The sequence below is a fragment of the Mesorhizobium sp. WSM4845 genome (assembly GCF_055811455.1).
In genome coordinates this window covers 117,009-130,194 of record NZ_JBVVQA010000007.1, presented here as the reverse complement: position 1 = coordinate 130,194, position 13,186 = coordinate 117,009, and the positions used below count along the sequence as shown (strand labels likewise).

Annotated in this window: 18 protein-coding genes; 12 read left to right on the top strand and 6 right to left on the bottom strand. The window is 62.7% G+C overall.

Features of this window, described 5'->3' with window-relative positions:
• Positions 1–9: 9 nt before the first annotated feature.
• From AC0L2C_RS10885 to AC0L2C_RS10870, 4 genes are all read right to left on the bottom strand, one after another.
• A complete protein-coding gene (locus AC0L2C_RS10885; protein WP_167366301.1) occupies positions 10–174 on the bottom strand; it encodes a hypothetical protein in 165 nt (54 codons plus the stop codon).
• Between the two features lie 100 nt (positions 175–274).
• Positions 275–664: a hypothetical protein gene (locus AC0L2C_RS10880; protein WP_128184590.1), complete on the bottom strand. Its 390-nt coding sequence runs from the start codon at positions 662–664 to the stop codon at positions 275–277.
• A gap of 86 nt (positions 665–750) precedes the next feature.
• On the bottom strand, positions 751–2,370 hold the full coding sequence (gene groL, locus AC0L2C_RS10875) for a chaperonin GroEL (RefSeq protein ID WP_236371803.1): 1,620 nt from the start codon (positions 2,368–2,370) through the stop codon (positions 751–753).
• 100 nt (positions 2,371–2,470) lie between these two features.
• Positions 2,471–2,809, bottom strand: a complete 339-nt coding sequence (locus AC0L2C_RS10870; protein ID WP_473523343.1) for a co-chaperone GroES — start codon at positions 2,807–2,809, stop codon at positions 2,471–2,473.
• 246 nt (positions 2,810–3,055) lie between these two features.
• Between AC0L2C_RS10870 and AC0L2C_RS10865 the strand changes: the two genes are divergently transcribed.
• The 12 genes from AC0L2C_RS10865 (at position 3,056) to AC0L2C_RS10810 (ending at position 12,465) form a co-directional block, all read left to right on the top strand.
• A complete protein-coding gene (locus AC0L2C_RS10865; protein ID WP_027152776.1) occupies positions 3,056–3,328 on the top strand; it encodes a hypothetical protein in 273 nt (90 codons plus the stop codon).
• Complete coding sequence (locus AC0L2C_RS10860; RefSeq protein WP_473523342.1) at positions 3,325–3,591, top strand: DUF1488 family protein; 267 nt, start codon at positions 3,325–3,327, stop codon at positions 3,589–3,591. The genes AC0L2C_RS10865 and AC0L2C_RS10860 overlap by 4 nt, the downstream gene beginning before the upstream one ends.
• Before the next feature lie 90 nt (positions 3,592–3,681).
• Entirely contained in the window at positions 3,682–3,903 is a 222-nt protein-coding gene (locus AC0L2C_RS10855; RefSeq protein WP_473523341.1) for a hypothetical protein, read from the top strand.
• Positions 3,904–4,326: 423 nt separating this feature from the next.
• Positions 4,327–4,737 (top strand): DUF3168 domain-containing protein, encoded by a 411-nt coding sequence (locus tag AC0L2C_RS10850; protein ID WP_473523340.1) that lies wholly within the window; start codon positions 4,327–4,329, stop codon positions 4,735–4,737.
• A 168-nt stretch (positions 4,738–4,905) separates the two neighbouring features.
• Positions 4,906–5,205 (top strand): hypothetical protein, encoded by a 300-nt coding sequence (locus AC0L2C_RS10845; RefSeq protein ID WP_023800821.1) that lies wholly within the window; start codon positions 4,906–4,908, stop codon positions 5,203–5,205.
• Between the two features lie 105 nt (positions 5,206–5,310).
• Positions 5,311–5,976 (top strand): response regulator transcription factor, encoded by a 666-nt coding sequence (locus AC0L2C_RS10840; protein ID WP_023800820.1) that lies wholly within the window; start codon positions 5,311–5,313, stop codon positions 5,974–5,976.
• Positions 5,960–7,411, top strand: a complete 1,452-nt coding sequence (locus AC0L2C_RS10835) for an ATP-binding protein (RefSeq protein ID WP_473516804.1) — start codon at positions 5,960–5,962, stop codon at positions 7,409–7,411. The genes AC0L2C_RS10840 and AC0L2C_RS10835 overlap by 17 nt, the downstream gene beginning before the upstream one ends.
• A gap of 178 nt (positions 7,412–7,589) precedes the next feature.
• Positions 7,590–8,030, top strand: a complete 441-nt coding sequence (locus tag AC0L2C_RS10830) for a hypothetical protein (RefSeq protein WP_128247457.1) — start codon at positions 7,590–7,592, stop codon at positions 8,028–8,030.
• 296 nt (positions 8,031–8,326) lie between these two features.
• Positions 8,327–9,460, top strand: a complete 1,134-nt coding sequence (gene ccmI, locus AC0L2C_RS10825) for a c-type cytochrome biogenesis protein CcmI (protein ID WP_128247456.1) — start codon at positions 8,327–8,329, stop codon at positions 9,458–9,460.
• Between the two features lie 3 nt (positions 9,461–9,463).
• A complete protein-coding gene (gene ccmE, locus AC0L2C_RS10820; RefSeq protein ID WP_023800816.1) occupies positions 9,464–9,904 on the top strand; it encodes a cytochrome c maturation protein CcmE in 441 nt (146 codons plus the stop codon).
• 105 nt (positions 9,905–10,009) lie between these two features.
• Complete coding sequence (locus AC0L2C_RS10815) at positions 10,010–12,001, top strand: heme lyase CcmF/NrfE family subunit (RefSeq protein WP_473523339.1); 1,992 nt, start codon at positions 10,010–10,012, stop codon at positions 11,999–12,001.
• Entirely contained in the window at positions 11,998–12,465 is a 468-nt protein-coding gene (locus tag AC0L2C_RS10810) for a cytochrome c-type biogenesis protein (RefSeq protein ID WP_128247453.1), read from the top strand. The genes AC0L2C_RS10815 and AC0L2C_RS10810 overlap by 4 nt, the downstream gene beginning before the upstream one ends.
• Here AC0L2C_RS10810 and AC0L2C_RS10805 read toward each other — a convergent pair.
• Together AC0L2C_RS10805 and AC0L2C_RS10800 are read right to left on the bottom strand one after the other, a co-directional pair.
• Positions 12,419–12,769 (bottom strand): type II toxin-antitoxin system RelE/ParE family toxin, encoded by a 351-nt coding sequence (locus AC0L2C_RS10805; RefSeq protein ID WP_128247452.1) that lies wholly within the window; start codon positions 12,767–12,769, stop codon positions 12,419–12,421. The two genes, AC0L2C_RS10810 and AC0L2C_RS10805, sit on opposite strands and share 47 nt — an antisense overlap.
• A complete protein-coding gene (locus AC0L2C_RS10800; RefSeq protein WP_473523338.1) occupies positions 12,766–13,032 on the bottom strand; it encodes a CopG family ribbon-helix-helix protein in 267 nt (88 codons plus the stop codon). Before AC0L2C_RS10800 ends, AC0L2C_RS10805 begins: the two co-directional genes overlap by 4 nt.
• Between the last annotated feature and the right edge of the window lie 154 nt (positions 13,033–13,186).

Sequence of the window (13,186 nt, the reverse complement as noted above, 5' to 3'; positions counted from 1 at the left end):
AAGCGCGCGTTACATGGGGCGCTTGTCGCCTGCCTTCTGCGGGTCGCGGCGGATCGTGCCGGCATCGGCTTTCCTGTGCTTGTCGGCGGCGAGTCTGCGAATGCGATCGAAGCGGCTTTCCTCGGCCACTTTGGTCTTTACTACAGCATTTGGCTTCGGGACGAATGCAATCATGGATCGATCTCCTTGCCGACGGCTGCGCGCCGGAGGATGCCCCGGCGGCTGTCTTTCGGGCTCTCGTCAAGAGCACGTTCTCTCCGAGCGGTCGAAGATGTTAGGTGGCGAGAGCGACCGCGCAGCTTTGCGCACCCAGCCTGTCGGGCGAGGTTTTTCCGGGCATGGTCGCCCAGCCGCCCGTCTCGATGAACTGCCGCTTCTTGTAGCTGTCAGTTATGGCCTTGAACTCGACAAGTTTGGCGGCCGCGTCGGGCGCCGTATTGAAGCGATCGACGCAGACCGCCGAGGCCAGTTCGCCGCGCGCCGTATCGCCGGCGGTGGCCGCCAGCGCGCGCGAGGTGCCGCCGGTCACCCAGCCGCCCCAGTTGAAACCGATGATCAGCGTGGCGACGAAGGTTGCAGCGCATGCCCACAAAAGCGTGGATTTGGCCGGCTGGTAATCTTCCCATCGACGCGCGAGAGATGGCTTGCTGCTTTGTGTGGCCACGGACAGTTCCTTCCTGGTTGATGTTGGGATCGGTCGCCCGGCCTTGCTGGGGCCAGGCCTTGCAGGCCTATTTACGGGAGGGGTGGTCAGTAGCCGCCCATGCCGGCCGAAGGCGCAGTGTCTTTTGCCGGAATGTCGGTGATCATGGCTTCCGCGGTGATCAGCAGCGCCGCGATCGACCCGGCATCCTGCAACGCGGTCCGCACCACCTTTGCGGGATCGACGATGCCGGCCTTGATCATGTCGACATAGGTCTCGTTCTGGGCGTCGAAGCCCTGATTGTGATCCTTGCTGTCCGTGAGCCTGCCGACAACGATCGAACCTTCGACGCCGGAGTTCTCAGCGATCTGGCGGATTGGCGCTTCGAGCGCTCTCGACACGATCGAAATGCCCGCCGTCACATCGGCATTGGCTCCGGTCAGCCCGTTCAGCACGGCCTTGGCGCGCAGCAGCGCGACACCGCCGCCGGGAACGATGCCTTCTTCCACTGCCGCGCGCGTGGCGTTCAGCGCATCGTCGATGCGGTCCTTCTTTTCCTTGACCTCGGACTCGGTCGCGCCGCCGACGCGAATGACCGCGACGCCGCCGGCGAGCTTGGCCAGCCGCTCCTGCAGCTTCTCCTTGTCGTAGTCGGAAGTGGTTTCCTCGATCTGCCCCTTGATCTGCTGGACACGCGCCTGGATCGTGGCCTTCTCGCCGGCGCCGTCGATGATCGTCGTCGTGTCCTTTTCGATCAGCACGCGCTTGGCGCGGCCTAGCATGTCGATGGTGATGTTTTCGAGCTTGATGCCGAGGTCCTCCGAAATCACCTGGCCGGCGGTGAGCACCGCGATGTCTTCCAGCATCGACTTGCGGCGGTCACCGAAGCCCGGCGCCTTGACGGCCGCAACCTTGAGTCCGCCGCGCAATTTGTTGACGACCAGCGTCGCCAGCGCTTCGCCTTCGACGTCCTCGGAGATGATCAGCAGCGGCTTGCCGCTTTGCACCACGGCTTCGAGGATCGGCAGCATCGCCTGCAGATTGCCGAGCTTCTTTTCATGGATGAGGACGTAAGGGTCCTCCAGCTCGGCGCGCATCTTCTCGGCATTGGTGACGAAATAGGGCGAGAGATAGCCGCGGTCGAACTGCATGCCCTCGACGACGTCGAGTTCGGTGTCGGCGGTCTTGGCTTCCTCGACGGTGATGACGCCGTCATTGCCGACCTTGTCCATCGCCTTGGCGATCATGGCGCCGACGGTGGTGTCGCCATTGGCTGCAATGGTGCCGACCTGCGCAATTTCACCGGAAGATTTGACCTTCTTGGCGCGTGCCTGGATTTCCTTGACGACAGCGGTAACGGCAAGGTCGATGCCGCGCTTGAGGTCCATCGGGTTCATGCCGGCGGCAACGAATTTGGCGCCCTCGCGCAAGATGGAAGCGGCAAGCACCGTGGCGGTGGTGGTGCCGTCGCCGGCAAGATCGTTGGTCTTCGACGCCACTTCGCGCACCATCTGCGCGCCCATGTTCTCGAACTTGTCGGAAAGCTCGATTTCCTTGGCTACCGCCACCCCGTCCTTGGTGATGCGCGGTGCGCCATAGGCCTTGTCAATGACGACGTTGCGGCCCTTGGGGCCGAGCGTCACCTTGACGGCGTTGTTGAGGATTTCGACACCACGCAGCATGCGGTCACGCGCATCGGTGGAGAATTTGATTTCCTTGGCAGACATGATTTTTCCAGTTCGGTTGGTTGCGGCAGGGCGCTGTCAGCACCGCCTGAATCAAAAATTTGGAGCGTCCTTTGCGCGTCCAAGACGCGCGGCGCTCCAATCAGGCGGCCTTCTTGGCAGCCCCGGTCTTCTCGATGATGCCCATCTCGCTCTTGTCGATGATGCCCATGATGTCGGCCTCCTTCATGATCAGAAGGTCCTCTCCGTCAATCTTGACCTCGGTGCCGGACCATTTGCCGAACAGGATGAGGTCGCCGGCCTTGACATCGAGCGCGATCAGCGCGCCGCTTTCGTCACGCGCGCCCGGCCCGACGGCGGTCACTTCGCCTTCCTGCGGCTTTTCCTTGGCATTGTCGGGGATGATGATGCCGCCCTTGGATGTGGTGTCGCTTTCGGCGCGCCGAATGACGACGCGATCGTGGAGTGGCCGGAATTTCATGGAAACTTCTTTCTGGGGCCGGCTTAGGCGGCCGCTCCCTTCTATAGGCGCGTTGGCACTCGATAGATAGGAGTGCCAAAAAATATTCGTTGGCCGCCGTAAAACATTGAATAGTATTATTTTGCCTTTTCGCTTCAGAAATTTGCTCGATCAAAAATAGGTCAGAATTTGATTTTTCCACATCGAGTGACCATTTTAAGCGAGAAAATCATTTTCATCATTGCAGCCAAAAGGAGGTTTTAATCGATGGCGGAAGTTAGCCAGAACATCATGGAAAAAGCCGAAGCGCGCTTCATGGAGAAGCAGAAGAAAACCGCGGAACGCAATCAGGCAACGGCCGAATATGTTTCAGAGGCCAAGGCCAGGACCATTAAGACGGCAAGATTGCGGGCGTTGCGGCTGGCCAAGGAAGAGGCCGACCGCGCCGCGGAGGCCCTCAATCCCGTCGCCCCCAAGAAAAAGCGGGCGTCGCGGGCGATCAAGAAAGCAGACGTTGCATCAACGGAGGTCAAGTCATGAGCCTGACATTTCCCAATCGAAGCCGCAGCTACGACGAGGCGGGCAAACGCATCCGCTTCGTCGGCCATGACGGCATGTTCCAGATTTCCTTCTCCGTCGCCACGGATGCCATCTCGAAGGCAGAGTCAGGGACACCAACTGCAGAAGCCACCTATCTCGCCGCCTTCGATACGGCTTCCAGCTCCATCCACGACGCCGCCAGGAATGCCTATGACCGGACCCGCAAGAGCATATATGTGCTGACGGCGGCCGATTTTCGTTAAATCCCGAACGTCATCGCGTTCAGGGCCAACGCGCCAGATCCGATCCAGGCGCACGAATGTGCCGAGTGAACCTAGCGGCAGGATCAGGGCTTGCTCTCCGCCTTTGCCCGTCGCTTGACGTCTCGGCTGTTCAGCCGATCCGACCATCGCGTCTGCATCGCGCGTGTTCATGCCAACCAAGACCTGGTGCTTAAGCTCGACGGGCTGGCCGGTGAAGCCATCGAAGACGGTCCAGCTGTGCGGATGCTCCATGCGCAGAGCGTAGCGGTTTGCCATTCCGGCATCCGTTTCGTTTCCGCCCCCGATCGATGAATGCGATTGGTCAGGCCTGCGTGATGTAGAGCACTGCCGCCAGGACAGGACCGTCCAAACGACGACGAACAGCTTCAAGGCTAGGCCTCCGTATGAAGACAGAACCTCCCGCATGCGGGGCACAATGTTCTTAATGCTTTTCGACATGGTCGGCGCCGCCGCAACGACGACTGGCGTCTTGATCCCAAGCTTTCCGAAAACAGGCAGCAGCGATGGCTCGCGCACGAAAACACCTCGAAGGTCTGGAGAAACAAACACTCAATAGCACCGTTTTTCAAACGCCTTGCATGTCAAATGAAAGGTGTGGGTAGCCACCTGAGATCCCCCTGATCTGGCGCAGCAACCTCAACGCGGCTACGCTGCAAGCACGAATCGTTGACGGCACAAAGGCCTGTTCAGCCGCGACGGGCGAGGGAGAAAACAATGACCGCGCCGGCTGCCGCGTTGCAGAAGGCCTTGTTCCAGGCGCTGGACGCTGACGGTTCCCTGTCAGCGGCGCTGGGCGGCGCAAAACTATTCGACCATGTCCCGGAAAACATCCCGTTTCCCTATGTGACGTTCGGCCGGACCAGCGTCTATGATTGGGTAACAGGCAGGGAGAAAGACGCCGAGCAGCTTTTCACTCTGCATTTCTGGTCGAAATCCGAGGCCAGGAAAGAAATGCTCGACGTGATGGACATGGTCAGCGCCCGCCTCCAGGATGCGGCGCTCGCGCTCGACGAGCATCACCGCGTCAAACTCAGGCTCGAATTCACCGAGGTCCGTTACGACCAGGATCTTTCAGCCTGTCACGGGCTGCTGCGCTTTCTTGCCGTGACGGAAGAAAACGCCTGACGCGCTTTCAATAAGGCTGCAACACAGTCTAGACTGGCGCCTGGATTTGCCGGGTTGGGGCGGCCAAATCACCGGGGTTGGTTGTGTCGCATTTCAGGGGGTGAGACAGGCATGTGTTGCAGGCAATGTTCATATCACGTTCAGCACCGATGCGTTAGGACGCTGATCATGAAAACGCTTCGCTCCCACTTCCCAACCGCGACACTTGCTCTCTGCGCCGCCGGTCTGTTTGCTTCGCAGGCGACGGCGCTGCCGGTCGTCGTGCCCGAGCAGAACCGGCCGATCGTCCTGGCCGCCTCCGACTGCTACGCGATCGGTCAGCAGGTCGCCGAGCAGAATGGCGGCACGCTGGCCAAGGCGTCGCAGTCGACGCGCGGTGGCCAGCCGGTCTGCGTCATCGTCGTGCTGGTTCCGGGCAAGGATGGGCAGCGTCCGCGCCGCACGGAGATCGTCGTTCCGCTGAACTGATGCCTGCCGTATCCCAGGCGCTGGAATCGGCCTATATCTGACGTCCAGCTCCTCAACAGGCCGATTTTTCAACAGGCCGATTCTTCAACTGGGTATGATTCCCGCATGCGCGTACTCGTCGTCGAAGATGACAAGGATCTGAACCGGCAGATATCAGACGCGCTGGTCGATGCCGGCTATGTTGTCGACCGGGCTTTCGACGGTGAGGAAGGGCATTTCCTCGGCGACACCGAGCCCTATGACGCCGTGGTGCTCGACATCGGCTTGCCGCAGATGGACGGCATCAGCGTGGTCGAACGCTGGCGGCGCGGCGGCCGCAAGATGCCGGTCCTGATTTTGACGGCGCGCGATCGCTGGAGCGACAAGGTATCCGGCATCGACGCCGGCGCCGACGATTATGTCACCAAGCCGTTCCACATCGAAGAGGTGCTGGCCAGGGTCCGAGCGCTCATCCGGCGCGCGGCCGGCCATGCGTCGTCCGAGCTGACCTGCGGGCCGCTGCGGCTCGACACCAAAGCCTCCAAGGCCGATGTCGACGGCGTGCCGTTGAAGCTGACGTCGCACGAATTTCGCCTGCTTGCCTATCTGATGCACCATATGGGCGAGGTCGTGTCCCGAACCGAGTTGGTCGAGCACCTTTACGATCAGGATTTCGACCGCGATTCCAACACAATCGAGGTCTTTGTCGGGCGGCTTCGCAAGAAGATGGGCATCGACATGATAGAAACCGTTCGCGGCATGGGCTATCGAATGCGTGAGCCGGAGGCGTAAGGCGGAACCGCTCAAACAGACTGCAAGGACGCCGCTTTCACTGCGGTTCGGGCCGCGGTCGCTGGCGTTCCGGGTGATCGCCTTTTCCACGGTCTGGGCGATACTCACTCTGATTGTCATCTTCACGCTGATCACAACCCTTTATCGCCAGGCGAGCGAGCGCGGTTTCGACAGCCTGCTGTCGGCGCATCTGTTCAATCTGATCGGCTCGGTCGGCGTGTCCGAAGGCGGTTCGCTGACCGGCGCTCCCGACCTGGGCGACCTTCGGTTCTCGGAGCCGAATTCCGGCTGGTACTGGTCGGTGGAGCCTGCGTCGGAAGGCGTGAGTGGTGAGTTGCACTCCTCCTCGATGACCAAGGCGATCCTGTCGCCAAGCGTCGCCGAGGTTCCTTTCAATGCCAGCTTCCAGCGCAGCTATACGACAGAAGGCATCGATGGCGAGGAACTGGAAGTGTTCGAGAGCGAGTTCGTTCTCGACGCGAAAAATCGCGCAGCGCGCTTCCGCGTCATGGGCAACCGGACCGAGCTCGAGCAGGAGATAAGCGCCTTTCAGCGTCGCCTGCTGACCTATCTTTCGCTGTTCGGCGTCGGCATGATCGCCATCAACGCCATCGCCATCCTGCTGGGCCTGCAGCCATTGCGCCGGGTCAGGGACGCTCTCGCCATGGTGCGCGAAGGAACCGCACAAAAGCTCGACGGTCGCTTCCCCGCCGAGATCGAGCCGCTCGCCAACGAGACCAACGCGTTGATCGAAAACAACAAGCGTATCGTCGAGCGCTCGCGGACGCAGGTCGGCAACCTCGCCCATTCGCTGAAGACGCCGCTGGCAGTGCTGATCAACGAGGGACGGGCGCTCGGCGGCGCCAAGGGCCAGCTCATAGCCGAACAGGCCGCCTCGATGCAGAAGCAGATCGACCATTATCTGCAGCGCGCCCGGGTTGCGGCGCAACGCGACAGCGTCGTCTACCGCACGCCGGTGGCGCCGCTGGTCCAGCGCATGGTGCGCGTGCTGCAAAAACTCAATCCGCAGACCGACCTCTCACTGTCGCTGCCGGCAGTCGATATCGTCTTTGCCGGCGAACGCGAGGATCTGGAAGAATTGCTTGGCAATTTGCTCGACAACGCCATGAAATGGGCAAAGAGCGCGGTCGCGGTATCGGTGGCGCCAATTCCCGGCAAGAAGACTGGCTCCGGCAAGGAGGGTGCTGTCATCCTGTTCGAGATCAGCATCGAGGATGACGGCCCGGGCATTCCAGAAGACAAGGCACGCGAGGCGCTGAAGCGCGGACGGCGTCTCGACGAGACAAGGCCGGGCACCGGGCTTGGACTTGCCATTGTCGCCGACCTCGTCAACGAATACGGAGGCGTTCTGGCTCTGGAACGGTCCAGCATGGGCGGGTTGAAGGCGGTGGTTCGATTGCGGAGCCTTCACTAGGCCTATGCTTTTTGCTGGGCCAGTCGACATTGATCGACGGTGCGTGATATGGCGGCATGTCGACTGGTCCCGGAGCCGTCGGCCGCGGCCAAATTTCCGACAAACATCGACACTATGGCCACGCCGACTTCCCCGATGGCGCGGCCCCCAGCTTTAACTCAAGAGACCGGTTGTTGGCATGAAGATTCGCGTCGCGCTCGTTTCCGTACTGCTGGCCGTTTCCGGCTGCACGACGCTGGGCAGCAGCCCTGGCCCCACGGTGGCGCCGCAGCCGGCCGCAACGCCGCCAAGTGACGGCAAGATCGCGACGACGGTCATTTCCGCCATGGGCGGCGGCCTCGTCAGCGGATCGATCGGTACCGGCTTGAGCGGCCCCGAAAAGCGAAAGGCGCTGGAGGCGGAATACAGGGCGCTCGAGTACACGGCGAGCAGCCAGAAGGTGACGTGGAAGAGCGATCGGTCGGCGCATTACGGTGAAGTCGTGCCCGCCCAGCCCTATCGCGTCGGCTCGCAGGACTGCCGACAATACACCCATACGGTGTTCACCGGCGCCGCCGGCGCCACCGCGCGCGGAACCGCTTGCCGCAACGCCGATGGCAGCTGGACGCCGCTGACGTAACGACCGGCCGGATAATGCATGTCGCGCAAAAGTGTGCAGCGGTTTTGCGATAACGACATGCATAAAAACAAGAATTCGCGCAAAAGCGTGCCCTCGCGACCTGCCCCGGGATGGGCGGTTTTGCGATGACGACATGCATGAAAACAACTACCTAAGGCGCGTCGCATTACGTCGGTCGATCGCGACGCGCTTAAGGCCCGGTTGACATCAATCAAGGACATGCGACGCATCTGCCGTCAAAGCGTCGCAGGACGCCTGTGTTGGCAGGGCAGGGCTCTGCCGTTATTGGAAGAAGCATGCTGTTCTGGGTCATAGCCGCCATTCTCACGCTGGGTGCAAGCCTGGCGGTTCTGCTGCCGCTGGCCGGCGGCCCGAAGGGTGGTTCGGCGAGCAGCGATCATGACCTTGAAGTCTATCGCGACCAGCTGTCCGAGCTTGACCGCGACGTGGCGCGTGGCCTGATCCAGCCGGCCGAGGCCGAAGAGGCGCGTGCGGAGATCGCCCGCCGCATCCTTCGCCTCGACAATGCCGCCGACAAGGCAGCGGCGCGGCAGCCGTCGATGGCGACCAGGCTGGTCGCGACGGCTGCGGTCCTGGCGGTTCCGCTGGTCAGCTGGGGCTTGTACAGCCAACTCGGCTCGCCCGATCTGCCGTCGCAGCCGCTCAGCGAGCGACTGGCCAAGAATCCCGCCGACAGTTCGGTCGACGAACTGGTGGCACGCGCCGAGGCCCACCTTGCCGCCAACCCGTCCGATGGCAGGGGTTGGGACGTCCTGGCGCCAATCTATCTGCGCATGCAGCGGTTCTCCGACGCAGTGACGGCGTACCGCAACGCCATTCGCCTCGACGGCGACAGCGCAGCCCGCCAGGCCGGCCTCGGCGAGGCGATCGCCAGCGAAGCGGGCGGCATTGTCTCGGCCGATGCCCAGGCAGCCTTCGAGGCGGCGCTGAAGCTCGATCCGGCGACTCCGAAGGCCAGCTTTTATCTGGCGATGGGCATGGCGCAGGAAGGCCGCATCGAGGAGGCGACGGCCGGCTGGCAGAAAATGCTCGCGGCCTTGCCGCAGGACTCGCCCTGGCGCGGCGCCGTCGCGCAGGCACTGGCCGAAACCGCCAGGCGCAGCGTCGCTTCGGGAGTGCCTGCAAAAGGCCCGAACGCCGGGGATGTCGACGCCGCCTCGTCGATGTCGCCGCAGGATAGGGAAGCGATGATCAACACCATGGTTGCGGGGCTTGACGAAAAACTGCGGCAAAACCCGCGCGATGTGGAAGGATGGATGCAGCTTATTCGTTCCTATGTCGTGCTGGGCAAGGCCGATCAGGCGCGCGACGCGCTCAATCGCGGTATCGCCGTTTTTGGCTCCGATAGTGACGAAGCGAAGAAATTCACCGCCTTTGCCGCCTCGCTTGGCCTGACGGCGACGGAGTAAGAAATGACGCGCAAGCAGAAAAGACTGTCGGTGATCGCCGGAGGGTTGGCCTTCCTCGGTGCCGCCACCGGCCTGACCTTCTATGCGCTCGGCCAGAAGGCCTCCTACTTCTACATGCCCGCCGATCTGACCACCGCCAGCCTGCAGCCCGGGCAGCGTATCAGGCTCGGCGGCCTCGTCGAAAAAGGCACGATCGAGCGCGGTCAGGGGACCACCGTCGCTTTTTCGGTGACCGACAACCAGAAGCAGGTCAAGGTCACCTACACCGGGATTCTTCCCGACCTTTTCCGCGAGGAGCAGGGCGTCATCACTGAAGGCATTTTTCGCCCGGACGGCGTCTTCGTCGCCGACAGCGTCCTGGCCAAGCACGACGAGAACTACATGCCCAAGGAGGTGGCTGACGGCCTCAAGTCCAGGGGCGTGTGGCAGGAGAGCAAAAAGTGACTAAGCAGGTTCCGCAAAAGCCTGCCCTCGGGCTTGACCCGAGGGTTCCCACGATTTTGCGGCAAGACCCTGCGGCAAGACAAAAACCTGGCGGGCTTGGCCACAATGGTTGAAACCGGACATTTCGCGCTGGTCCTGGCGTTCGCGCTGTCTTTGGTGCAGGCGCTGGTGCCGCTGTTCGGCGCGCGTATCAACAGCCAGAAGATGATGGCCGTCGGCGGTCCGGTCGCGGTGACCGGCTTCGCCTTGACCGCTCTGTCCTTCGCGGCGCTGGCGACGGCCTATGCGACGTCCGACTTTTCGGTGGCCAACGTCTGGGACAACTCGCATTCGCTGCAGCCGCTGATCTACAAGATCACCGGCACCTGGGGCAATCACGAGGGCTCGATGCTGCTCTGGGTGCTGATCCTGAGCTTCTTCGGGGCGCTCGTCGCTGCTTTCGGCAGCAATCTTCCAGCGACCCTTCGAGCCAACGTGCTGGCCGTGCAGGGCGCGGTCGGCGCCACCTTCTTGCTGTTCATCCTGGCGACGTCCAACCCGTTCGCCAGGCTCAATCCGGCGCCGATCGAGGGCCGCGATCTCAACCCGATCCTGCAGGATCTCGGCCTCGCCATCCATCCGCCGCTGCTCTATCTCGGCTATGTCGGCTTCTCGATCTGCTTTTCCTTCTCGGTCGCCGCCCTCATCGAAGGCCGCATCGACGCGTCCTGGGCGCGCTGGGTGCGGCCATGGACGCTGGTCGCCTGGATGTTCCTGACCGGCGGCATCGCCATGGGTTCCTACTGGGCCTATTACGAACTTGGCTGGGGCGGTTTCTGGTTCTGGGATCCGGTCGAGAACGCCTCGTTCATGCCTTGGCTGGCCGGCACCGCGCTGCTCCATTCGGCGATCGTCATGGAAAAGCGCTCGGCCCTGAAGATCTGGACGCTGTTGCTGGCGATCCTGACCTTCTCGCTGTCGCTGCTCGGCACCTTCCTGGTGCGCTCCGGCGTGCTCACCTCCGTCCACGCCTTCGCCACCGATCCAACGCGCGGCGTGTTCATTCTCTGCATCCTGACACTGTTCATCGGCGGATCACTGGCGTTGTTCGCCTTTCGCGCCTCGAGGTTGACGGCCGGCGGCCTGTTTCATCCGATCTCGCGCGAAGGGGCGCTGGTCCTCAACAATCTGTTCCTGACCACGGCCACCGCCACCGTGCTGATCGGCACGCTCTATCCGCTGGTCGTCGAGGCCGTTTCGGCCGACAAGATTTCGGTCGGCGCGCCGTTCTTCAACCTGACGTTCGGCCCGCTGATGGTGCCGCTCCTGGTCGCGGTTCCGTTCGGGCCGCTGCTGGCCTGGAAGCGCGGCGACATTTTCGCCGTCGCCCAGCGGCTGATGGCGGCCTTCGCCGCCGGGCTTCTGGCCGTGCTGGTGACGGCCTTGTTCATCGACGGCTCGTCGGTGTTCGCTGCACTTGGCGTCGGCCTGGCCTTCTGGCTGATCTGCGGCGCGCTCACCGATATTGCCGTCAAGTCCGGCTTTGGCAGTGTCGCGCCCGGCATCATGTTCAGGCGCTTCGCCGGCCTGCCGCGTTCGGTCTTCGGCACCGCGCTCGCCCATCTCGGTCTTGGGCTGACGACGCTGGGCATTGTCGGCACGCTTTGCTTCGGCACCGAGAAGATCCTGTCGATGCGTGCCGGCGAGACCGTGCAACTGTCCGGCCAGACACTGCGCTTCGAAGGGCTCTATCCGGCCCAGGGGCCTAACTACAGCGAGGATCGCGGCCGCTTCGCCCTGCTCGGCGGTGATGGAAGCACCACCGCCGTGATCACCTCGTCCAAGCGCTCCTATCCGGTCCGGCAGATGACGACGACCGAGTCCGGTATCAAGACGATCGGTTTCAGCCAGCTCTACCTCTCGCTTGGCGATGAGGCGACCGACGGCTCCGTCGTGGTGCGGCTGTGGTGGAAGCCGCTGGTGACGCTGATCTGGGGCGGCGCCCTTGTCATGATGGCAGGCGCTGCGATGTCGCTGATGGACCGGCGGCTGCGCGTCGGCGCACCGTCCCGCCGCCGCAAGTCGGCGGGCGCCATGCCTTCGGCGAGCCTGCCATGACCGCAAGAAAAACTTCACTGGCCTCCCTGATCCTGCTGCTGACGCTGTTGTTTGCCGGCGCCGCACTTGCGGTGAAGCCGGACGAGGTTCTGGCCGACCCGGCGCTCGAGGCGCGGGCGCGGACGCTTTCGGAAGAGCTGCGCTGCATGGTTTGCCAGAACCAGTCGATCGACGAATCCGATGCCGACCTTGCCCGCGACCTGCGCGTGCTGGTGCGCCAGCGCCTGGTCGCCGGCGATACCGACCGGCAGGTAATCGACTACATCGTTTCCCGCTACGGCGAGTTCGTGCTGTTGAAGCCGCGCTTCAGCCTGCGCAATGCGCTGTTGTGGGGCACGCCGGTCCTTCTGCTGCTTGCCGGCGGGATTTTCATCGTGCTGACCGCCCGGTCGCGCCGATCGGCGCCTGCGGCCATGCTCACCGCCGAGGAGAAGGCAGCGTTGGACAAGGTGCTGAATAACTAATTCGCCATTCCTCCGGCGGCCAGTCCCGGGACGTGTAAATGACGTGCAAGATAACGACGCTCTCACGCCCGGCGATCGGCCGCAGCTCATAGGCAATGACATAGGGCAGGCGGCTGATCGGCTTCTCATAGGTACCTGTTACTCGGCCAGGCCGGCCCGTCGCCATGTCGCCAAGACCGCGGCCCGCATCACGAATGCGAACCGCAAGGCGTCTGGCGGCGGCTGAATTGTCCCGCGCGATGAAGCCGATTTGCTGTTTGATGTCGTCCAGCGCTTCTCGCGACCAGGTGACGAACCGCTTCACGCCTTGTCCGCGCGCCTGGCTTCCGATGCTTCGATGGCGTCGATTTCCGTCATGGCTTCGTCGTGCGGCACGACACGGCCGGCTGCCGCGTCGGCCATGCCGCGTTTGATGCCTTCGATGATCTCAAGCTCGCGATCGACATAGGCCAATATCGCCTCGGCCGCGAGGAAGGATTTGCTGCGCCGCGTGTCGGCGGCGATCCGCTCCAGCTTCAGCTTGGTTTCGGACGAAACCCGAATCGTCATGGTGGCGCTTGCGGTCATGGTGAAAGCCTTGTGCTCAACTGTGTACAACATAGGGCAACGGGCGGGCACAACCAAGGCGTTTGTGCCCGCAAACATTACCAAAGTTTCATGCACTGGAAATGGCGCCGTAATGTGCGCGCCTCTATTTCTCTTGGCCGAGGATGCCGACCGA

What these genes read in the sequence shown, in the direction of transcription:
- AC0L2C_RS10885 (WP_167366301.1), bottom strand. Translation starts at nt 174, where the DNA reads ATGATTGCATTCGTCCCGAAGCCAAATGCTGTAGTAAAGACCAAAGTG.
- groL (WP_236371803.1), bottom strand. Translation starts at nt 2,370, where the DNA reads ATGTCTGCCAAGGAAATCAAATTCTCCACCGATGCGCGTGACCGCATG.
- AC0L2C_RS10870 (WP_473523343.1), bottom strand. Translation starts at nt 2,809, where the DNA reads ATGAAATTCCGGCCACTCCACGATCGCGTCGTCATTCGGCGCGCCGAA.
- AC0L2C_RS10865 (WP_027152776.1), top strand. Translation starts at nt 3,056, where the DNA reads ATGGCGGAAGTTAGCCAGAACATCATGGAAAAAGCCGAAGCGCGCTTC.
- AC0L2C_RS10860 (WP_473523342.1), top strand. Translation starts at nt 3,325, where the DNA reads ATGAGCCTGACATTTCCCAATCGAAGCCGCAGCTACGACGAGGCGGGC.
- AC0L2C_RS10850 (WP_473523340.1), top strand. Translation starts at nt 4,327, where the DNA reads ATGACCGCGCCGGCTGCCGCGTTGCAGAAGGCCTTGTTCCAGGCGCTG.
- AC0L2C_RS10845 (WP_023800821.1), top strand. Translation starts at nt 4,906, where the DNA reads ATGAAAACGCTTCGCTCCCACTTCCCAACCGCGACACTTGCTCTCTGC.
- AC0L2C_RS10840 (WP_023800820.1), top strand. Translation starts at nt 5,311, where the DNA reads ATGCGCGTACTCGTCGTCGAAGATGACAAGGATCTGAACCGGCAGATA.
- AC0L2C_RS10830 (WP_128247457.1), top strand. Translation starts at nt 7,590, where the DNA reads ATGAAGATTCGCGTCGCGCTCGTTTCCGTACTGCTGGCCGTTTCCGGC.
- ccmI (WP_128247456.1), top strand. Translation starts at nt 8,327, where the DNA reads ATGCTGTTCTGGGTCATAGCCGCCATTCTCACGCTGGGTGCAAGCCTG.
- ccmE (WP_023800816.1), top strand. Translation starts at nt 9,464, where the DNA reads ATGACGCGCAAGCAGAAAAGACTGTCGGTGATCGCCGGAGGGTTGGCC.
- AC0L2C_RS10815 (WP_473523339.1), top strand. Translation starts at nt 10,010, where the DNA reads ATGGTTGAAACCGGACATTTCGCGCTGGTCCTGGCGTTCGCGCTGTCT.
- AC0L2C_RS10810 (WP_128247453.1), top strand. Translation starts at nt 11,998, where the DNA reads ATGACCGCAAGAAAAACTTCACTGGCCTCCCTGATCCTGCTGCTGACG.
- AC0L2C_RS10800 (WP_473523338.1), bottom strand. Translation starts at nt 13,032, where the DNA reads ATGACCGCAAGCGCCACCATGACGATTCGGGTTTCGTCCGAAACCAAG.